Source organism: Planctellipticum variicoloris (assembly GCF_030622045.1).
In the GTDB taxonomy this organism is placed as follows: domain Bacteria; phylum Planctomycetota; class Planctomycetia; order Planctomycetales; family Planctomycetaceae; genus Planctellipticum; species Planctellipticum variicoloris.
The window spans coordinates 3,997,496-4,017,750 of sequence record NZ_CP130886.1; the positions used below are offsets into that span (position 1 = coordinate 3,997,496).

Annotated in this window: 15 protein-coding genes; 4 read left to right on the forward strand and 11 right to left on the reverse strand. The window is 64.7% G+C overall.

Annotation, left to right across the window (positions count from 1 at the left end; all coding sequences use genetic code 11):
• The first annotated feature begins 8 nt into the window (after window positions 1–8).
• A complete protein-coding gene (locus SH412_RS15535; RefSeq protein WP_336518928.1) occupies window positions 9–1,994 on the forward strand; it encodes a hypothetical protein in 1,986 nt (661 codons plus the stop codon).
• Window positions 1,995–2,204: 210 nt separating this feature from the next.
• On the opposite strand, the gene SH412_RS15540 is transcribed toward SH412_RS15535, so the two are convergent.
• The 4 genes from SH412_RS15540 to SH412_RS15555 all read right to left on the reverse strand — a co-directional run bounded on the left by SH412_RS15540 (window position 2,205) and on the right by SH412_RS15555 (window position 6,990).
• Window positions 2,205–3,095 carry an alpha/beta hydrolase gene (locus SH412_RS15540; RefSeq protein ID WP_336518929.1) on the reverse strand — a complete coding sequence of 297 codons (891 nt, stop codon included), beginning with the start codon at window positions 3,093–3,095 and terminating at the stop codon, window positions 2,205–2,207.
• A 203-nt stretch (window positions 3,096–3,298) separates the two neighbouring features.
• A complete protein-coding gene (locus SH412_RS15545; RefSeq protein ID WP_336518930.1) occupies window positions 3,299–4,363 on the reverse strand; it encodes a BPSS1187 family protein in 1,065 nt (354 codons plus the stop codon).
• 86 nt (window positions 4,364–4,449) lie between these two features.
• The gene (locus SH412_RS15550; protein ID WP_336518931.1) at window positions 4,450–5,556 is read right to left on the reverse strand and encodes a C45 family autoproteolytic acyltransferase/hydolase; all 1,107 of its coding nucleotides are present in this window, start codon (window positions 5,554–5,556) and stop codon (window positions 4,450–4,452) included.
• Between the two features lie 165 nt (window positions 5,557–5,721).
• Window positions 5,722–6,990, reverse strand: coding sequence for a hypothetical protein (locus SH412_RS15555; RefSeq protein WP_336518932.1), 1,269 nt, complete (start codon window positions 6,988–6,990; stop codon window positions 5,722–5,724).
• Window positions 6,991–7,227: 237 nt separating this feature from the next.
• Here SH412_RS15555 and SH412_RS15560 point away from each other — a divergent pair, with 237 nt between their 5' ends.
• Genes SH412_RS15560 through SH412_RS15570 form a run of 3 tightly spaced genes read left to right on the forward strand, consistent with a single transcriptional unit; the run spans window position 7,228 to window position 11,360 of the window.
• Window positions 7,228–8,568: a DUF1501 domain-containing protein gene (locus SH412_RS15560; RefSeq protein ID WP_336518933.1), complete on the forward strand. Its 1,341-nt coding sequence runs from the start codon at window positions 7,228–7,230 to the stop codon at window positions 8,566–8,568.
• 47 nt (window positions 8,569–8,615) lie between these two features.
• A complete protein-coding gene (locus tag SH412_RS15565) occupies window positions 8,616–9,761 on the forward strand; it encodes a lactonase family protein (RefSeq protein ID WP_336518934.1) in 1,146 nt (381 codons plus the stop codon).
• A 60-nt stretch (window positions 9,762–9,821) separates the two neighbouring features.
• Window positions 9,822–11,360 (forward strand): hypothetical protein, encoded by a 1,539-nt coding sequence (locus SH412_RS15570; protein WP_336518935.1) that lies wholly within the window; start codon window positions 9,822–9,824, stop codon window positions 11,358–11,360.
• Between the two features lie 39 nt (window positions 11,361–11,399).
• Here the strand turns inward: SH412_RS15570 and SH412_RS15575 are convergent, their stop codons facing one another.
• The 7 genes from SH412_RS15575 to SH412_RS15605 form a co-directional block, all read right to left on the reverse strand.
• On the reverse strand, window positions 11,400–13,487 hold the full coding sequence (locus SH412_RS15575) for a hypothetical protein (RefSeq protein ID WP_336518936.1): 2,088 nt from the start codon (window positions 13,485–13,487) through the stop codon (window positions 11,400–11,402).
• Between the two features lie 63 nt (window positions 13,488–13,550).
• Window positions 13,551–14,132, reverse strand: a complete 582-nt coding sequence (locus SH412_RS15580) for a phosphatidylinositol-specific phospholipase C/glycerophosphodiester phosphodiesterase family protein (RefSeq protein ID WP_336518937.1) — start codon at window positions 14,130–14,132, stop codon at window positions 13,551–13,553.
• A 40-nt stretch (window positions 14,133–14,172) separates the two neighbouring features.
• A complete protein-coding gene (locus tag SH412_RS15585) occupies window positions 14,173–14,955 on the reverse strand; it encodes an NTP transferase domain-containing protein (RefSeq protein WP_336518938.1) in 783 nt (260 codons plus the stop codon).
• A 51-nt stretch (window positions 14,956–15,006) separates the two neighbouring features.
• Window positions 15,007–17,151, reverse strand: a complete 2,145-nt coding sequence (locus SH412_RS15590; RefSeq protein ID WP_336518939.1) for a histidine phosphatase family protein — start codon at window positions 17,149–17,151, stop codon at window positions 15,007–15,009.
• Window positions 17,152–17,205: 54 nt separating this feature from the next.
• Complete coding sequence (locus tag SH412_RS15595; RefSeq protein WP_336518940.1) at window positions 17,206–17,985, reverse strand: glycosyltransferase family 2 protein; 780 nt, start codon at window positions 17,983–17,985, stop codon at window positions 17,206–17,208.
• A gap of 43 nt (window positions 17,986–18,028) precedes the next feature.
• Window positions 18,029–18,769 (reverse strand): L-ribulose-5-phosphate 4-epimerase, encoded by a 741-nt coding sequence (locus tag SH412_RS15600; RefSeq protein ID WP_336518941.1) that lies wholly within the window; start codon window positions 18,767–18,769, stop codon window positions 18,029–18,031.
• A gap of 31 nt (window positions 18,770–18,800) precedes the next feature.
• Entirely contained in the window at window positions 18,801–19,976 is a 1,176-nt protein-coding gene (locus tag SH412_RS15605; protein ID WP_336518942.1) for a beta/alpha barrel domain-containing protein, read from the reverse strand.
• Window positions 19,977–20,255 lie beyond the last annotated feature (279 nt).

Below are 20,255 nucleotides of genomic sequence, written 5' to 3' on the forward strand. Positions count from 1 at the left end.
CGATCGGCGTGACGGAAGAGATGACGGATGACGTCTCCGCCGGGCCGGCAGTGCGTCGCCGGCAGACGCTGGCCGGTCTGCTGGTGATCGGACTGTTTACCGCTGGCATGCTGCAGTTTGCGGGTTTGTACTGGCGGGCGTGGCCGGCGGAATCGCGCGTCAACAACGGCGCCCAGCCGACCTTCTTTGCCGTGCACATCAATCCGTACGGCGTCTTCTCGGAAGACTTTCACCTGTACGCCGTCCGGGCGAAGCGAATCCGGGACCGGGGCTGGACCGATTCGCTCCTCTATCGACGGGAAGGGGCGGGGACGAATATCGTCGCTCCGATTCAGGTGCTGGTCGGTCGGATTGCCGTTGCGACGGGCGGCGAGCCGGTCCGCTACGCGTGCTTCCTGACGGTCCTGCTGACGCTCGCCTGGGGAGGACTCTTTCTGGCGGTGCGGCGCTGGCTGCCCGCCGAACTCTCGTGGGGCGTGGCGCTGTTCGCCGTGCTGGTGACGGTGAACTGGGAGAACGCCGAGTATCTCTTTCGCGATCCCCCCTTCAGCTCGGATCAATGGCCGGTCAATCGCGGGTTGCGCGTGGCGACCAATGCGTGGACCAGTCCCCTGCTGGCGGCTCTGCTGCTGCTGGCCAGTTCGATCCCGTTCGCCGATCGCCTGCCGGCAGGGCGATTCGTCGGCCTGGCGGCCATGCTGGGAGTGCTGGCGGGGGCCGACAACTGGACCTTTGCGGTGGCGTGGCTCGCTTGCGGCTGGTTGCTGGCGGGGACTTCGATCCTGGGGTTGATCCGCTGGCGGACGAAGGGGCAGAGTCTGGCGAAGAGTCTCGCCACGCCGCTCGGCCTGGCGGTCGTGCTCGGGTCGACCCTGGTGCTGCACAAACTGCTGACCTCTGCGCTGGCGGGGGATGTCATGCTGCGGAGCGGCATGGGGCCGGACTGGATGCGCGACATCTTTGCGCCGCCCGAATGGAAGCTGATGATCCGAGCCTGGGGGACCCGGTATGGATTCTGGACGCTGGCGTCGATTATCGGGCTGGCGATCGTCATCTCCCGGTTCGGACGTCGGGACCCCCGCGACCGAACGCCGGGGAGTCGGCTGGTCCCGCAGCTGCTGCTCGTCGCCGGATTGCCGCAGCTCGCCATGCCGACGCTGCTGTTCATTCTGCGGAGTTCGGGGATGGAGCTGTTCCTCGCCAATCAGATCTACTGGCGGGTGAACTACGTGCTGCTGCTGGTGTTCATGCTGCTGGCCGGCGAAGTCCTGCGGCGGATCGTGACTCGCAGCGGAGGGTGGCGTCGTCAGTCTGCCGGCGCATCGGAGAGAACCTGGAGGACGATCGTCGTCGTCGCGCTCTGCAGCCTGTTTGTCGTCCATCAGGTGAGAATCGATCGATTCATTCGAAAGGTGGCGGCGCGGGATTTCTTTCTGACCGCCGACGCCGAGCATCTCAGGGACTGGCTGCAGGATTACGAGCGGCGGAAGGGGCCGTTCTCGCTGGCGACGGTCAGCCACGAGCTGAATCATCTGTGTGCGTACTGGACCGACGCGGATCTGCTGCTGCCGGAGGGCTTTCCGTATCACAGCGCCGCAGATAATGCGGAGATCCGGCGGCGGACCGTCAGCCTGCTGCGGTTGTATGGGGCGACGCCAACGACCTGGAAAGACTTCGCCAGGCCCGGACAGGGGAACGACCAGGAGGACTGGCACAGGTCGCGCACCCTCTCGACGCAGGAGGGCTTCCTCTACTACCTGTATCATCGCGCGGCGCAATTGCATTCGCCGGAGCATCGATACTGGGCGTGGGAGGAACGCGAACGGATCGCCGAGGAACTGGTCGGAGATGAAGATCCGGTCCCCCGGCCGGATGTGATCGTCATCGACGGAGCGGCGCGACTCCTCGGTCTAGCCCGGCTCGACGGCTACGAACTGGCATTCGAGCACGGCGACCTGGCGGCCTGGGTCCGGAGTGACGCGGGGCGCCCTTGAACTACGCCGGCGTGAGCAGGCCCCGGCTCACGCGAAGTCAACTCTCGCTTCGTCGGCACGGCTGCTTTCTGCCGTCACAACTCCGAACGCCACGACCGATCGGTCAGCGGTCGGGTGACCGGAGCAGGAGCGTCATCGCGATGCCCCGGTTTCATGTAGCGCATGAAGACCGGGGCTGCCCTGCGCCACAGCCCCAGCGACCCGACTGATCTAATTTGTCGAGGACTCCAGGTATCCCATGCTCTTGAGCCACTCCGCGCAGCGCGCCGGCCAGTCATGGACCGGCTGGCCTCCCCTGCGCATGCCGAACCCGTGGCCCCCTTTCGTGCAGATATGCAGTTCGGCCGGGAGATTCTGTCGCTTGTATTCGAGATACAGCAGCGCGGCCTCCACCGGATTCGTTTTGTCATCGTGCGCGACGAGAAAAAATGCCGGCGGGGCGTCCGATGGCACATGAAAGCCTTCCTTCAGCCGCGTCGGATCGCCCGGCTGGAGGAAGCCGCCGCCATAGATGAAGACCAGGAAATCCGGGCCGCGGGGGTCGTCGACGCCCGCCTGCTGCGGATATGTGCGTGGCGTCCGGTCCCAGGCGGCGTGGCCGGCGAGATTCGCCCCGGCGGAGAAACCGAGCAGGCCGACGCGCTGCGGATCGATCTGCCATTCGGCGGCGTGCTGGCGGGCGAGGCCGAGCGCCCGCTGGGCGTCCTCGACCGGGAGGGAGAACATCTCTTTTTCGTCGCGGGTGGGAGTGCGGTATTTGAGCAGGATGGCGGTGACGCCCAATTCGTTCAGCCATTCGCAGACCTGAGTTCCTTCGTGGGCGTACGAGAGGAACATGAAGCCGCCGCCCGGAGCGACGACGACCGCGCAACCGTTCGGCTTTTCGGGGCGATAGACGGTGATGGTCGGATCGGTGACATCGCTGATGCGCGTGGCGTTCGTGCCGCCGTAGGACTGGATGAGTTTGGCGGTGGCCTCGGACCTGGGGGCCATCGCGCTCGGCGGGCCGTCGGGCCAGAGTTTGAGGGTGAGGGGTTCGGCGGCGGCGGCCGAGCTGGCCAGCAGGCTGCAGGCGACAACGGTCAATAGAACAGTACGCATCGGTGTGCTTTCACGTTGAATGGTATGAGACTCCGGGTGGCACGCCCTGAGGCTCTGCGATGGGCGTGGTCTTTCCCGGGCAAAACACGCCCTTCGAAGACTCAGGGCGTGCCACCCGATTTCAGTCGGCTTGGAGCGCTCGCACGGCTGACACAGCCGCGGCACACGAAATTGACTGGTGAGCCTCGAAGACTCGACTCACCCTACTTGGCGTTGTCTTTACGGAGATTCAGCCGGCAATCCGGATCGTGCGGAGTTGGCGTGCCGACTTCGTCGACCGGATGCGTAAACAGGTATCTCCAGACGGCTTCGTGAATGAACTTGCCGGAGGCGTCTTTGACGGCTGCTCCGCCGGGGACCACCGAACTGTGAGCCCGGTTGACGTCTCCCTTGACGTCGGCGGCGGTGATCAGGCGGCGGGTGTTGCTGTAGGGGGGCATGGCCGTGTCGACATTAATGATCGGGCCGAATTCCCCCAGCCCCAGCAGTTCCCACGACCGGCAGTAATGGTCGCCGGACCAGCCGCCGTCGAGGACGTGGCTGAAGCCGAAGAAGCGGTTGGCAGGCGTCGCGGAAGGAAGTGCCTGCCAGGTTTCGTACTGGTCGCGGGGGCCGCAGAACATGACGACGCGGTCGACCTGCTGGTGCTTGGCGAAGCGGGCGGCGGTCGTCGAGCCGTGCGAGCTGCCGGCCATGATGACCTTGTCCCAGCGGAGGTCCTTGTGGTCGGGGGTCAGGAACTGCTGCCACTGGCCCTGGGGCTTTTCCTTCGAAAGCCAGATCACGAACTGGCGAGCGCGTTCCTGCATGCCGTCCGGCTTGGGGATGTCGACGACGTCGCTGAAGTCTTCGCCGTTGGCGGCTTCGAGCCGGATTTTGCCGAGGAACTTGTCGTCGGCCGGGGGCGGCTCCTTGCCGAACTGGCCGAACCAGCCGTTCGCGTAGTGGACGCGGATCGCGTGCAGGCCGTAGCTGGAGGTCCGTTCGAAGAGAGGCTGACTGTGTCCCATCAGCCAGATGACCAGTTTGCCCTGCGGCTGGACGCGGGTGTCGACGCAGGCGTGCTGGAGGTCCTGGGGCTTGCCGTCTTTTTCGAAGAGGAAGTTGATTTCCGGGTGAGGATTGGCCCGGGGGTCAATCTGACTGGCGCGGGCGGTGAGGTCGTAGCGCTTCGGCGACTTGTCGCGGTAGGCGGGGGGCTCGGCGGCGTTGAGAGTGGCCACTTGCAGCGCTGAGACGGCGGTCAGCAGTACCACGGTCCATTTCATGGTGAGGTCTTCCATTGAGGACACATTGAGTTTTCCTGGGACGTGCATCACAAGCGCGATTCGGTCAATCGTCAAGCGAGGGCCGCTCATCCCATCGCATACGTTTCATACCGTTGATCGCACGGCGTCCCGCGCGCGATCAGCATCTCCCCCGTCTCCGGCGCAATGATCACGGAAAATACCGTCTGCCAGAAACCGTGTTGCGGATCGTCGTTGACGTGCCGGCAAAGGCTTCGCGGGTAGTCGGAATGATCGCGCAAGATCGACTGCAGGAGAGCAATGGCTGCCGGCGTCGTCAGTGTGCCGCGCACCTGCCCAAGCATTGTCTGCACGCGGGACAGCCGGGCGCAGGACTGGATCAGTTCCGGGAATTGCGTGTTGAACGGCGTCAGCTCGGGTTCCAGGCAATGATTGGTGTGGACAACAATGCCCGTTTCCGAAGATGTCTGGACGCAGACGGCCGCGGGCGTCACCTCCAGATTCGCCGGGCCCTCGGGCGTCGTCAGCATGATGCTGGCGGGAATGGCTCGCGTCGCCCGGCGGACGGCCGTCGCGGCGGCCTCCAGGGAACGGGCCTCGTAGATCTCGCGGACCGTGAAGTAATGCGGGACGCCCCACGCCCCTGCGAGCGGCGGTTCAAACATTCCGTCGGGTGCAAATCGAGAAGGCGCCGGCAGCGCATTGAGACAGACGCCAATGCCCGAGGTACTGCCGCCAATGTAGGCAATCAATCCCGCCTGGGTCAGGGTGGTGAAGGCCGGCTTGTTGGTTGGACGCCGGGTCAGCACGACGGTGAAGGGATCGAGGGCCGGGTCCGCGTCCCAGTTCTGCGCCAACAGCCGCTGCGGCGTGAACGGTGGACCGAACGAGAGTGACGTGCAGGCGTGGTCGGGTTCGTCGCGCAACTGGTTGCGGACCTGCAAAAGCATCAGGTCCAGGAGCGATACGCCTGACGCGTCGGCTGTGCCGCGGAGTTCGGCGATGCTGTCGGGGGAGTATTCTTCGGCGAGCGGCAGAGCGGCGGCTGCCACGCGATGGGCGGCTTCGCGCGAAATGCGGGTCGTTTTGCGGACCCGTTCGAGGGCGATGTCGCAGAAGCCACGGAGTTGTTCGCGGAGGGCTTCGCCGATCTGCTCGCCGAGTTGGCGTGGCGAACCGGAGACGTTGAGTTCGGGGTAGCGGGTGGCGGGCATTTCTGCTGGCGTCCTCAACTATTTGGGCACGGATTCCGTTCCAGCGGTCGGATCACATCCTGTGGTCATGAAAACCAGGACCCTCACCCCCCGCCCTCTCCCACCGAAGACGGCGGGCGAGGGGGCAGGAGTTGTCTTCTCACCGTTGATCGGTGCGGCCGCGCATCATTGCCGCGGATCCGACATCAGATCCGGCTGCGGCGCGTGCGGATAGTCGACCGGCTGGTAGGCGATCTTGAGTTCCGGAGTTTCCAGCCGGCGCTGCCCCTCGGCCAGCGACGTCAGGGCCCGGTCGAGGATGCCACCGGTGAGCAGTGTCCGCTCGACCGGATAGCTCGGCTTCCCGGTATGGAACATCCGCTCGATCCCCTTCAGCAGGTACGCGAAGTGGGGATGCCGGGGTTCCGGCCGTTCCTCAAACTGAATCGCAACCGGCTTCGGCTGCCCCTTGATCCGCATGGCGACCGCCGTGCCGCTGGCGGACTCGTTCAACATCAGCACCGCCCCGCGGAAGCCGTCCAGATACTCGAACTGAAACAGTGCGATCTCCTTGTCCTGCTGCAATTCCGCGTTGCTCCGATGCGGAACGGCTCCCAGGGCGGCCTCCAGCAGATCCCGCGGAAAAGCTCCATCATGGATCGCCTGCCACATCGTCGGCCCCTGCAGGCACTGCACCCACTTCACCCCCTGCTCCGCTCCGCGCCGGCGTTCCACCAGCGACTGGTAGCAGTCCAGCGCATGAAACCCGTAGATGTCGAGACCCGAGTAACCGACCCCGACCGCCGACTCGATCTCACTCCCCATCGGCACGGCGATGTCCGGCTGGCGGAAAGAGAGCGGCAGCGACGAACCGGCCATGAACGGAACTTTCAGTTCCTTGGCCCGCTGGTACATCCACAGGGCGTCGTCCCACACGGGTCCCAGATGCTTGTCGTTGAAGACCGGCACGACACGTCCGTACTTCTCGAACGTCGCTGTGATCTCCGTGAAAAACCGCCGGCGCGGGTAGAGGTGCTGTCCCTTGTCATTCCAGGGATAGTCGCCGTGCTCGCCGATGCTGATCACGCCGTCGACCGGGATGTGATCTCCGCCGACGGTGATCGCCTTCTCAATCGTGTCAAAAATCGGCACGCCGTACTTCTCCGCCATCGGGCGCGCCAGATCTCGATCCGTGAACTGGTCCACGTACATCGAGACCAGCTTCAGCGCGGGTCCCGGGCCGCCATCCTGCTTCCACCCTTCCAGGATCTTGCCGATCAGCACGTCGGCATGCAGGCCGTGTTCGTAGGCCGTGAAGACCGCGGCCACGGTTTTCGGCTTCAACGGCCCGGCCTTGGCGGCGGGCGTCTGTGCGCTGGCGGGGATGGCGCCAAGGCTGGCCGCAGCCGCCAGCGTCTTCAGACAGTCGCGGCGGGTGACGGGGGAAAATGACATCAGGCAGCCCTCTCGACAGGAATTGCAGGTCGTCGGCCGCGGCGCTGGGACCGCCGACCAATCCATCAACACAGGCTAATGGGTCGGGTCGGAACTGACCAGCCTGCCTGAGCCGGGGCCAAAGTCGCAGTCGCTGTGGCGGTTCCTCCGAAACCGCCAGCATTTCCAGGTTGCCCCGATGCATCGGTCATCGTTAATGTGTGCAGGTCAATTCCTTCCCTGGGATCGGGGGCATCCATGCTTTCGCTGTTCGGACGGACCGGCCCGCGATTCTGCGACCGGCAGTCGCGTCGCAGTTTTCTGAAGATCGGCGGACTGGCCGCCGGCGGTCTGTCTCTCCCCCAACTGCTGCGGGCGGAAGACCGGGCCGGCCTGCGCGGCTCGCGCAAATCGATCATCATGATCTATCTGACCGGGGGGCCGCCCCACCTGGACATGGTCGATCTGAAGCCGGACGCACCTGCCGAGATTCGCGGCGAGTTCCAGCCAATCGCCACCAGCATTCCGGGCATTCAGATTTCTGAACTGATGCCGCGGGTCGCCGGGATGATGGACAAGTTTGCGATCATTCGCTCGCTGGTCGGCGCGGAGGAGCGGCATTCCTCCTTTCAATGCTCGACCGGCCGGATGTTCCGTACGCAGCCACAGGGAGGATGGCCGGAGATCGGTTCGATTCTGTCGAAGCTCCAGGGTGCTGCGGCGTCGCCGGTCCCGCCGGCGATCGACCTGTCGATGCACATGGAACACCTCCCGTACAACCTGCCGGGAGCGGGATTCCTGGGGATGGCCCACACGCCCTTTAAACCCTCGGGCGACGCGATGAGCGACATGGTGCTCAACGGGGCGAATGCGGACCGACTGGACGACCGGGGCTCGCTGCTGGCCAGCCTCGACCGCTATCAGCGGCAGGTGGACCAACTCGCCCCTCTCGCACGCGACAATTTCACGGAGCGGGCGCTGGGGATCCTCAGCGCACCGCGGCTGGTGGAAGCGCTGGATCTATCGCGGGAAGATCCGTCGGTCCGTGAGCGGTATGGGAAGGACGATCCGAACTGCCTCCCCTACTCTGCCAAAGGCTATCAGGCCCACATGTCCAAGTTTCTCGCCGCCCGCCGGCTGGTCGAGGCCGGCGCCCGCTGCGTGACGGTCTCGTTTGCGGACTTCGACTGGCACGGATCCAACTTCGCCCACGGCCGCAAGGTGATCCCGCTCCTCGATCAGGGACTGGCGGCGCTGGTCTCGGACCTCCACGAACGGGGACTCGATCGCGACGTCACCGTCGTCGTCTGGGGAGAATTCAGCCGGACGCCGAAAATCAATCCCAATGCCGGCCGGGATCATTGGCCAGCGGTGACCTTCGCCATGCTCGCCGGGGGCAGCATGCGCACCGGCCAGGTCATCGGCGAAACCAATCGGCTCGGTGAAGTCGCCGTCTCGCGGCCGGTCCATTTCGAGGAAGTTTTCGCGACGCTCTATCACAATCTCGGCATCGACATCACCCGCACTACGATCCCCGATCTGAATGGTCGACCGCAATACCTGGTGGAGAATCAGGCTCCCATCGCGGAACTGATTTGAAAATCCCTTGCCCGGCGACACTTCTCATGCTCCTGGTGGAAAGCCCAATGCCTGTCTTCACATCTCGTTTCGCGTTCCTGCTGCTGATCGGAATCCTGGTGACTGCTGCCCCGCAGACTGTTGATGCGGAAGATCCGCTGATCTTCATTTCCGCCTTTGCCGACGGCGACGAAGCGGGCATTCATGCGTTCCGACTCGACCTGAAATCGGGCGTGTTGAAGCCGCTGCACCGGACGACCGGGGTCGATCACCCGTTCTTTCTGGCCCTGTCGCCCGACAACAAGTTTCTCTACTCGATCCATGCGCCGACCTTCAGCGGCAAAGACGATGAGCACGTTGCCGGTTTCGAACTGGTCGGTCGGACCGGGCAGCTCAAACCGCTCAATCGCCAGTCGAGCCGCGGGACGGCGTCGTGTTATCTCGATGTCGATGCCACCGGGAAATCGGTGCTGGTGTCCAACTACACCAGCGGCAGCGTCGCGGCCTTGCCGATTCGTCCCGACGGGTCGCTGGGTGAGCCCGCCTCGTTCATTCAGCATGTGGGATCGAGCATCAATCCCGCCCGGCAGAAGGAGCCGCACGCGCATTGCATCGTGATCAGTCCGGACAACCGCTTCGCGTATGTCGCCGACCTGGGGCTCGACCAGATCCTCTGCTATCGCCTCGACCCCGCGACGGCCAAGCTCACACCCAATCGACAGGCGTTCGTCCGCACGCTCCCGGGCGCAGGACCGCGGCATCTGACGTTTCATCCCAACGGCAAATCGGTCTACGTCATCAACGAACTCACCAACTCGGTGACCCACTTCGACTACGAAGCCGCCACCGGCAATCTCTACGAACAGAAAACGATTCCCACACTTCCCGCCGACTTCACCGGCGTCAGTCATTGCGCGGATCTGAAGATCACGCCGGACGGGAAGTTTCTCTACGGTACGAACCGCGGACACGACAGCCTGGCCGCGTACAAGATTGCCGACGACGGCAGCCTGACTCTCATCGAGATACAACCCAGCCTCGGCGGCGGGCCGCAGAATCTCGCCATCACGCTGGGCGGCGAACTGCTGATCTGCGCCAACATGCCCGGCAAGAATGTCGCCGTCTTCCGGATCGATGCCACGACCGGCAAGCTGGCCTCGGTTGGAGATCCGGTGGCCATTCCCTCGCCGTCCTGCATCATGCTCGTCCCGTAGCCAGTCAGGTCAAACTGAGGCTCGACCGCTCTGCCTGAACCACCTGAAGGCCTGCCACACATGCCTCCTGTGATTGCTGACCGCTCGCCGGCATCCGCCCGGCCATACCTGCTGCTCCTCGCATCGATTCTCGCCGTATCCGTTCCGGACGAATCCGCCCGCGCGGCCGAGCTGCTTGCCGGCGTCGCCAAAGTCGACATCACTGATACCGACGCCGGACCGGTCAACGACCCGCTCTATGTCAAGGCGCTGGTCCTGAAGCGCGACGGCACCACGGTGGTGATCGCCACGGTCGACGCCGTCGCCATCGCCGAGATCGGCTCCATCCGAAACGAGTACCTCGCCAATGTCCGCGCCGCGGCGCAGCAGGAACTCGGCATCGAGCCGACCCACATTCTGATCAACGCCAGCCACTGCCACGGCCGAGTCTGCGCCGACGTCGAGCAGCGCACCGTCCAGGCGATCAAGGCGGCGGCAGGGAATCTCGTCCCGGTCCGCATCGGCGTCGGCGTCGGCCACGAAGACCGCGTCATGGAGAATCGCCGCCTCCGCCTGAAGAGCGGCCGTGAAGCCGACGTGCGACACGCCTATTCATTGCCGCCCGATGAGGAAGTCGTCGGAGCCGGACCGATCGATCCGCAGATCGGCATTCTGCGTCTCGACCGGGCCGACGGGCGAACCCTGGCGATCGTTTACAACTTCGCCTGTCACCCGATCCAGGGCGTTCCCAGCGGCGGCAATACCGCCGACATGACCGGCTTCGCCTCGAAAGTCCTCGAAGACAGCTTCGGCGACGGCGCCGTCGCCCTGTTCCTGCAGGGCTGCGGCGGAGACGTCAATCCGATCGGGTATAAAGCAGTGACTCAGCCGCGCGACGCCGAGCCCCTCGGCAACCTGCTCGGCCTCAGCACGATGAAAACCGCCAAGACCATCGCCTGCAAAGACGACGACCGGCTCCAGATCATCAACGAAACCCTCGCACTGCCGCGGGCCGACAACGCCGACCGGATCGCCACGCTCCAGGAAGAACAGATGCGGCTGGTCCAGTCGCTGCAGGGGACTAGCCTCAACCTGAAAACCTTCATCCCGCTCGCTGTCCAGAACAATCTGGCTGATTCCTTCCCCTCGTATTACTCGCATCGCTACCTCCACGACCGCAAGCTCGGCCGCGACGCGATGGACCGCCTCGACGCCGAGAACCGCCGGAACGTCGAGCAGTATGTCCGCAACATCTACGTCATGGAGGAACTGACCCGGCTACAGACCAATCTGGCGCTCCTCAAGAAACACCAGGCCCGAAACGTCGCCTCGGGTTCGCGCACTCTCGACGTCGAAGTGGTCGGCGTGCGGATCGGCGATTTCGTGCTGGTCACCTTCCCCGGCGAACTGACGGTGCAGATCGGCCTGAACATCAAGCAGGCCGCCCCGCACCAGCCGACGTTCGTCGCCGGCTACACCAACGGCTACATCTACTACGCTCCGACAAAGGAACAGCTTCAGAATGTCGGCGGCGCCCAGGAAGACAGCGACTGCATGCTGGCCCCCGACTGGCAGGAGCTGTTCGAAGCCCGGGCCGCCGCCATCCTGAAGAGACTCTGAGCATCTGAAGCCGAACTGCCGGATAGCCTCGACGGCGTCTCAATTCGACTTCTGCCGCTTCACCCAGGCTTCCAGTCCGCCGTGCTGAAACTCCCGAGTGTAGTCGGACAGGTCGGGCGTTCCAAGAAACCGCGACACCTCGTCGATGACGATCACGTCCGGCAATTCATCGGCCTTGAGGCGTGGGTGGCGTGCCAGATTTGCGCCGATTCTCGCTTCCGCATCAGCGCCTGCCTGAAACACGTCGCCCAACGGGCCAGCCGGCGCGTCGCCGGTCCCCAGCCGCAACTCGGCCCAGTAGCGAGTCGTCTGACGCGGCGCCCGATTCCGTTGCGGTGCCGGGACGTGCCCGTCGACCATCAGCCCTCGATGCAGCAGATAGTACAGATAGCCATGCCGCGCCGAGAGCAGCCGCGATTTCGCCCAGCTCCACTGATCCCACACGTGACCGTCAACCGTGAACTCCTCCCAGCGCTCGGGAGTCGCCCCGTACAGGGCGAGGACGCGCGCCATTCGCTCTTCGATCTCGGCCTGCGTCCAGACGCCGTGATATGGAAAGCCCTCCGGCAGCAGCAGGTCGGCGCGCGACCAGTATGCACACAGGTAATTCAGCTCATGACTGGCGGTCGCCAGGGTGTAGTCCCCCAGCGTCGCTTCCCGCCGCTGCAGCCAGTCCTTCAGCTCCTCTTCGTCCCGCGTCAGGAAGAACTCCCGCGCCGCGACGTTCCTCACGAAATGCTGTATCCGCAACACGTGATAGCCGAAGAGCACGCAGAGAAAGACTCCCGCAGCCAGGACCTGGCGCGCCCTCCAAGCCTGAGCCGTGCCGGCCCCAAGCCGCAACAACCGGCGGTTCCCCTCTCCCAGCAGAACCAACAGCGCAAACAGCAGCGTGAAGTCCCGTCGCCAGCCGAACTGCCAGCAGTGATAGCTGTCCATGCCCATCTGCGAAAAGGCCGCCACCAGCAGCCCCCAGCCGACCACCGGGATCGCGGCGATCGCCACCACCCACAGCTTCCACGCCTCCGGCCTGGGCCACGCCAGTTTCACGACAAACTCTCGCGTCACGCGTCGCGCTCGCCCGCGCACGACGGTGAAGGCCAGCGCTGCAATCACCGCCAGCGTCAGCAGCGACTGTTTCAGCGCACTCCGGGCCTCTTTCGTCTGCGACACCCCCAGGGGGCTCTCCCGCCACTCCGGGCCGAACCCCGCCCGCGTGAAAGCGTCGCCCGTAATCGCTCCACTTGTCGCCCGGTTGACTGCCAGACCGGCCGCCACGCCGGCCGTCAAGACGACAGCAATCACGATCCACCGCGACATGCCCTCCGGCAGCCGGTTGCGTCGGACGATCACGGCGACGCCGAGAACCGCGACCACGAGGCACACATTCGCCGCCGATAACAGAAAGGCCCACGAATCCGCGGCCGCCAGGATTACCAGCATGGCGCCGATAAACAGCAGGCGCGGCCACGGTTTCTCCCGGCGGAACAGCAGCGAGACTGCCGCCAGCAGCACCGACAGCCCCAGCGGACTCGTCCAGCCCAGCGTCGCCATCCGCAGGCCGCGATGGACCGGCCATTGACCGAATTCGCTTCGCCAGTTGAGCAGGGACGTCACCGACTCCAGCAGCACGGTCAACAGCACGGCGGACAGAATCGTCAGCGGCGAGACAGCCGACGGCAGCCAGCGGACGGCCGCAAGATACAGCACGCTCCACGAAATCCCCAGAACCGCGACCATGAAAATCGCATACGGCAGCGGTCGCCCCTCGGTCCGGGCGGCCAGCCCCATCACGGCGACCTGCAACGGCGCGGCGTAGTTCCGCCCCTCGTTCGCGGTGTGGCACAGCGGCGAATCGGTCCAGCCCCGTTCCAGAATCCGCTTCGAGCGAACGACGTACAGGTGGAAGTCTTCCGAGAATACGTAGTACGGATTGAGATGCACCGCAAAGAACGTCGCCTGCCGCCCGTCGTTGACTCGTTCGCTCGCCGGGACCGCCCAGTGATCGATCAGCGCAAACTGCAGGAACGCCAGCGCGAACAGCCAGACCGCGCCCAGCCCGGCCCAACTCAGAAGCCGCCGGGTCCGGGAAGCAAAGTCTCGATCCGGCACTGGATCCGCGGTCATCGACGGATCGGGCAAAGGAGACTCGTCGCGGTTGGAATCAATCGATCGTTGCGAAGAAATCACTCAGTCACCCTGCCACAGATCAGGGCGCTTCGTGCAGACTGCGTCCACCGGATACGCCGCCAGTTCTCTTCGGTAGTCCGCGATCGTCGCCACATCCCGCCCCTGCAGCTCGGGCGAGACCGCACACAGCTTGAAGTGCGCCTTCAGCAGTTCATAGGTCCGGTCATCCAGCGGCTGCCGGGTAAAGCAATCCACCCACACCCACTCGACCTGCCCCGCCAGCGCCAGCGCCGACTCCACCGGCTCGTACTCCGAGAACCGGACCGCGATGCGATGTTCGCCCGTCTTGACCAGCGAACGAATCATCGGGAACGAACAATCCAGGAAGAAATAGTTCGCGATTCCCGCCCCTCGCACGGCCTCCAGCACGCGGTGCTCGATCCGTTCGCTCTTGATGTTCAGGATCATCAGCCCGTGGCGGTAGTGCTTCAGATATTCTTCGAAATCCTCTCCGTCGCCGAACGGATCGTGCTGCAGGATCAGCCGCTCCCCGCGATCCCGCAGATCCAGTTCGACACCGTACTCCGCCGGCGTCTGCCGAAGCTGAGCGATCGTATTGATGCGATGTGCGATGTACTGCATGTGTCTCAAAGTCCCGCCGGCGAGGCCCCGCCCGCAATCGCTACGCGGCCCGGCTCAGACGCCCGATTCCCGCGAAATAACGCCGCCAGCGCTCGTAGTCTTCCAGATCCTGCGGGGTGCCCCAGCCGATGTACTTCTCGACCTCGAACACCTCGACCCGCCGGCCCGCCTGCACCAGCCGGTTCGGAATCGTATCGAGATAAAACTCGTTGTTGACGGTATCGCCCGCCGCCACGGAGGCGTCGATCAGCTCCCGCAACTCCGCCGCGCTCCGGAACCAGAAGCATCCCGAGATTGCATGATCGCTCAGCGGGGTCGCCGACAGCGGAACCTTGCACGACACCCGCTTAACGGCGTTCGACGTCCCGACCACGTCGACCCAGCCATGCGCCGTCGGCTTCACCAGCACCCGCTGATCGTTCCGGTAGGTCCAGATCAGGGACGCCAACGATTCGTCGCGAACGACCTCGGCGAACCGACCGGCGTCGTAGAGATGCGAATTGTCGCACGCCGCCACCAGCACGCTGTCGTGCGGATCGAGTTCCGCGCAGGCCAGCCGCACCGTACACGCCTGTCCCCGCGTCAGTCCCGGCGTGACGACAACGCGGCCGCCCGGAAAGTGCCGCGAGATCACCGTGTCGATCCGATGGTCCCGCACATGGTCCGGATGCACCACAAACACGTACCGGTCTGCCCGCGGCAGTTCCTCGACGGCTCGCACGAACATCGGCACGCCATCGACAGGCACCAGCGGCTTCGGCAGTTGGTAACCTGCGTCGACAAACCGCTGCCCCAGCCCCGCCATCGGTACGACGATCTGCATCAGAATCCTTCCCGTCAGCAATCCCGTCCGGTTCGACCGGACAACCGCAGACTATTCCGCAGACGACTCGTCCAGGAAGTCCGCAAAGAGCCGCTCCTCGACTCCCTCGTCCAGATCCAGAAATCGTCCGTATTCCCGGGTCTGAATCAAGGTCACCGGCGCCAGATGCGGGACCTGAATCTTGTGCCAGTCTCCGCGCGGCACTCCCAGAGCCTCTCCCACCAGCGCTCGCACGACCACGTTATGGGTGCATGCGACCGTATTTCCTGCCGCCCGATCCCAGACATCGTTCGCAAATCCGTGGAGCCGCTCCACGACATCCGCCGTCGATTCCCCGCCGGGAAAAGGGGGATCTTCACCCCGTCCCCACGCCGCAAACAGCTCTCCGTGCTCCCGCCGCGCGTCGGCGATCGTTCGCCCGTCGCAGAGGCCGTAGTCGATTTCCACCAGCCGCGCATCCGCCTCCGCCGCCGGCAAGGTCCGTCGCCGGGCCAGCGCTTCGACCGACTGCCGGCACCGCCGCAGTGGAGAGGTATAGACTGCCGACACGGACTGTTCCGCCAGAGCCGATGCCAGCAGCGACAACGCCTCGTCGGAAATCGGCGACACGTCCGGATCAGTCCGTCCCACGAACCGCCGCTGATCCCCCGTCCCGCCGTTCAACACAGTCGCCGCATGCCGAAATACGACATGCCGTCGCGCAGTCTCCAGAAAGATGCCGCGAAACTGCACTTCGAAGTCCGCGACAAACCCCCGCAGCCGCTCGTCGAGACCCACAATCGGCTGCGCAAAATCCTGCCGCTCTTTCCGATCCCGCAGCGCGCGGTACAAATCGGCATAGCCGTCCGCTTCCCGCGGAAATACGCCGAAAAACTGGTCGAGCAGTTCGGCGTCGGCCGGCGGCGAATTTTCCCGCCGCAGCAGTTTCAGCAGGTTCTGCATCAGGAACCGCTGGACGTGGTACGCATACTCGTAGCGGTCCCGCACCGTCATCGGCTGCTCGCGCAGCAACTCCTCGCAGGCAGTCTCCGAGCAAATCAGCTCCCGGTAAGAGACCACCCCCCGATCGAAGTCCCGCAGATAGTCCTTCGGCCCCCGCCGGGCGCTCAGGAAATGCCGCGGCTGCAGCCCGAAGACCGGATACACTGACGCCAGCGACCGCTTCCGAACCGTCGTCGACCGCTGCCAGTCCAGGCACGTGAACGGACTGCGGATCGCATGCAGCCGGTGCGTTTCCGGCGAATACAACATCAGATGCAGCACCGCAATATCGGGCTCGTTGAACTTCCGCGGCCCCAGCGTCGAATTCACCCGGAGCGACAGCCCTGCGCGCTCCACGACCGGACGCAGTTCCTCCGCGAACCGTCGCTCCGTCTCTGCAAAACGTGGACCGTCCAGCCGGTCCACGACGGCGATGACATCGATATCGCTGACCGCCTCCAGCGTCGCCCGCGTCAGAAAACTCCCGGCGACCGTCGCCGACAGCACCCAGTCCGTGCGATCCGCCACGCGCCACAACGCCGCCAGGATCTCTTCCTTCAGGTCGCGCCGATCCGGTTCGGCAGCCAGCGCAATCGATTCCACCAGTTCGGGATGCTCGTCGATCAAGCGATAAACTTGCAGCCGCGGACAGCTCACCCTCCCGGCAGGCGACTCCGACAGCAGCCTCTCCGCCACCAAGGCCCAATCCTCGGCCCGAATCGATGCCACTGTCAGATGCGGCTTCCAGCCGGCCCCGACGTACGGAAAGCCAAACTGCCGGGCATCGCGCTGCTCGGCCTCCGCCAGACCGCTCATCCGACCGCCGATCCGCCGTTCCGTCGCCGCGACATCGCGCAGCGGCGCCAGCGTCTCGACCAGTTGACGCTGCAGTCCGCGCAATCGCTCACAGTCCGCCTCGGCGAACTTCAGCGACAGCGTGTTGTTGCCGGTCAGCGCGTCACCAAGAAACGTCTGCCAGCCAGCCAGCGTCAGATCGGGCGAAGTCCAGTTCGCCGCCAAGGCTCGCGTCTGCTCAAGCACCATCTCGAGATCTGGAAACACGCCCACATACAGCGTCATGTGGGGGGGATGATCGAGATAGAGTTGCGGCCCGACCAGACTTTTTGTCTGCCGCTTGTATCGCCAGATCCGCTCAATGGTCCCCGCGTCAGGTTCCAGAGCGACAAACAACGGCAGAGCAGTCGAATCGGACATTTACCGGACTTTAACAGACCATCCATCGGGGGCGGCGGCGACGCCGAGGACAGTCTACGCCGCCCGGCGTTCTGCGCCGATCAATCCCGCTTGATGCGATGGCCCGCTCCCCTTCAGCCGCGGAGCAGGCGCGACGGCCAGCCTCACCAGGTAGCGCAACGCCCGCCCGATCGTCCGCCCCTTCGACCGCCACGAAGTCGCCCAGCTCGACACCCCATGCGGACGCGGCGGAAACTCCACCGGAATCGACCGGAACCGCCAGCCATTGCACTTCGCCGCATACAGCACATACAGGTCGAGGCTCAGATCGCGCGGAGGCTGCTCCAGAGCCCCGAGCAGATCCCGATGAAACAGCTTCGGCTGCGCGTTGATCTCGTGCAGCGGCGTCCGCAGCAAAACCGTGGCGGCGCACTGCATCCCCCACGTAATGACCCGCTCGCTGAGCCCCCGCCCGTAACGTCGCCCCTTGACCAGCGTTCGCTTCGGAGCTGGCGATTCCTGATACAGCTTCCAGGCCCGGAACACATCCGCCGGATCCGTCTGCAGATCGGCATGCGACCAGGCCAGCACCTCCGCCGTCGCGGCCTGCAGCCCGGTCAGGATTCCATGACCATACCCCTGATTGACTTCCACACGGACGGATCGCGCGAACGGATGCTTCGCCAGCAATCCGGGCAGCACCTCCTGTGTCCGGTCCGTCGAGCCGTTGTCGACGAGAATCAGCTCGAAAGAAACGTCGCCGCAGCTCTCGGCGAATCGCTCGACCAGCGCGGCGAGCCCCGCGGATTCGTTGTAGCAGGGCAGGACAATCGACAACTGCGGACGTGGAGACATGAAACTTCTCGCAGAAATGAAAACGGCAGGCGCCGATCGACCGTCAGGCCGCTTCGCCCCAGGGGAGGGGAGCCGAGTCATCGCCCGTATCGGCCGCGGAATCCACAATTCGCAGGGGCTGCGGCTGCGCCGCCATCCCCTGACCGTACGTCGTATGGTAGCGGCCGTACCACTTGGCGGCCTCATCCATCGGCAACATCTTCGGCTGCCCGATCTGCCGCGCCAGATGCACCGTCTTGGCCACGTCTTCGGTCATCGCCGCCGCCTTCAGGGCCTCCCGCGGACTCGGCCCCCACGCAAAGACGCCATGATTGGCCAGCAGGATCGCCGGCGCCTGCGTCCGGTGCTGCAGCACCGCCCGACCAATCGCATCGCCGCTGTTGTCCACATACGGCGTACAAGGAATCTCGCCGCCGAATTCGTCGGCAATCGCCGTCAGGCACAGCGGTATCGGCTCGTGCAGTGCCGCAAACGCCGTCGCATAGTTGCTGTGCGTATGCACGACCCCGCGAATGCCGGGAATCTGCCGATACAGATGCAGGTGATGCGGCAGATCCACGCTCGGCCGCAGTTCGCCCGACACGATCCGCCCGGTCGAGACTTCCACCTCGACCAGCATTTCCGGCGTCAGGCGATCGTAGTCCACCCCGGACGGCTTGATCACCAGCCGGTCCAATGCAGGTTCGTAACCGCTGACGTTCCCCGAGTGAATCGCCACCAGCCCCAGGACTGGCAGCATTCGATTGGCGTGGCAAACGTCTTCGCGAAGTCGGGTCAGAGTCATATTTTTGGAATCTCTCATCGAGCCAGAGTTGTCAGGCGGCGCGCCTGCCTCCCGTCGAAGGAATTGGCGACCAGCGCAGCAGCTCCGCGCTGCGCTTCGGCACGGACGACGCCAGCACGCCCGACGCGGACACCAGGTACTCCCCCGGAATTCGCGCTGCGTTCTCCACGTTCACCCCGCCGTCAAACATCAACTTAAAGTGGTGCTCGCTGCTCAACCGGCTGAAAAGCTTCGCGGCCTCCAGCGAACCCTCGCTGAGAGCCTGACCCGAGACTCCCAGCCGAGCAATCCCCATCACCATCACGAAATCGACCTGCGACAGATACTGCCGCATCCGTTCCACCGGAAAACCCTGCTGCCACACGATCCCCACCCGCTTGCCGCGCCGACGACATTCCGCCATCAGCGACGTCAGATCGTCGCGAGAGTCGCAAGGCAACAGATACCAGTCCACTTGCCTCCAAGTCCGCTCGACCCAGGACCGCGGCCGACGCGACATGACGTGCAGGCACACCGGCAATGCGGGCCAGCACCGCCGGACATCCTCCAGCCGCCCCAGCTCCACCGCAGCGGCCGACGGATTCACCGTCGCATCGACCAGATCGACGTGGACATGATCGAGATGGTTCCCGACCTTTTGCCAGATTCCGGCGACGTCCTCATCCCCGGTCGCATAAACGGCAACCCCAAGCTGCCGGCTTCGTTCTGGAATCCTCAGGCCGGCTGCCGCACAGATGACGCCGGGAAGACTCAACGCCAGCATGACCCGCCAGCCGGCATATCCCAGAGGAGACGCGACGCCGCCCCCCGTCAGCATGACGGCAATGCCGCACGCCGCAGCCGAAACAGCCACCAGCCAGGCCGCCAGCCGCAATCGGACATGCAGCGGGGAATGTCGCTCCACCACTCCCAGGCAGGCCAGGCCCGCCAGCAGCGAGGCTCCGAGCGACAGCGCGGACACCCACCCGAGCTGCGCGAGAACCGGGACCCACCAGAGCGGCAACACCTCAAACAACACGACGGCCATCAGACCGCCGACAATCGCCAGCTTCGAACGGGAGCGACAGACGCTGCGCACATGCTGACGCAATGTAGCCAACCCGGGCGCCCGACCGAGGCGCGCGAGCAGGCCCGGCGTCAGCTCGGCCAGCTCCGTACTGCCGTCCTCCGACAATTGCGGGAGGCAGCCGTCCGAACCACTGGCCATCGAATAGGAAACCATTGCCGCCACTTGCTGCCCCGCTCGTCCGCACCGATCCAGCCGACCAGTGAGATGACCTGAAGTTGGCCCGCGGCGAGTGTTTATCGGAATCGTCAAATTGCTTCAAGACGGATTCTCAGCGTTTCACATGCCAAAATCCTTGGCACGTCACAACGTTACAACCCGTACTCACTGTCCGCAGTCCTCCACCCGTGAAATCCCGGTGAAAAACTCTCTTTGCACTTTTCCGCTTGACTGCTACGGTTCGCCCGCTCGGCGTCTCCT

Coding starts and splice junctions, on each gene's coding strand:
- SH412_RS15540 (WP_336518929.1), bottom strand. CDS start 3,095: ATGCGTACTGTTCTATTGACCGTTGTCGCCTGCAGCCTGCTGGCCAGC.
- SH412_RS15545 (WP_336518930.1), bottom strand. CDS start 4,363: ATGAAATGGACCGTGGTACTGCTGACCGCCGTCTCAGCGCTGCAAGTG.
- SH412_RS15550 (WP_336518931.1), bottom strand. CDS start 5,556: ATGCCCGCCACCCGCTACCCCGAACTCAACGTCTCCGGTTCGCCACGC.
- SH412_RS15555 (WP_336518932.1), bottom strand. CDS start 6,990: ATGTCATTTTCCCCCGTCACCCGCCGCGACTGTCTGAAGACGCTGGCG.
- SH412_RS15560 (WP_336518933.1), top strand. CDS start 7,228: ATGCTTTCGCTGTTCGGACGGACCGGCCCGCGATTCTGCGACCGGCAG.
- SH412_RS15565 (WP_336518934.1), top strand. CDS start 8,616: ATGCCTGTCTTCACATCTCGTTTCGCGTTCCTGCTGCTGATCGGAATC.
- SH412_RS15570 (WP_336518935.1), top strand. CDS start 9,822: ATGCCTCCTGTGATTGCTGACCGCTCGCCGGCATCCGCCCGGCCATAC.
- SH412_RS15575 (WP_336518936.1), bottom strand. CDS start 13,487: ATGACCGCGGATCCAGTGCCGGATCGAGACTTTGCTTCCCGGACCCGG.
- SH412_RS15580 (WP_336518937.1), bottom strand. CDS start 14,132: ATGCAGTACATCGCACATCGCATCAATACGATCGCTCAGCTTCGGCAG.
- SH412_RS15585 (WP_336518938.1), bottom strand. CDS start 14,955: ATGCAGATCGTCGTACCGATGGCGGGGCTGGGGCAGCGGTTTGTCGAC.
- SH412_RS15590 (WP_336518939.1), bottom strand. CDS start 17,151: ATGTCCGATTCGACTGCTCTGCCGTTGTTTGTCGCTCTGGAACCTGAC.
- SH412_RS15595 (WP_336518940.1), bottom strand. CDS start 17,985: ATGTCTCCACGTCCGCAGTTGTCGATTGTCCTGCCCTGCTACAACGAA.
- SH412_RS15600 (WP_336518941.1), bottom strand. CDS start 18,769: ATGACTCTGACCCGACTTCGCGAAGACGTTTGCCACGCCAATCGAATG.
- SH412_RS15605 (WP_336518942.1), bottom strand. CDS start 19,976: ATGGCCAGTGGTTCGGACGGCTGCCTCCCGCAATTGTCGGAGGACGGC.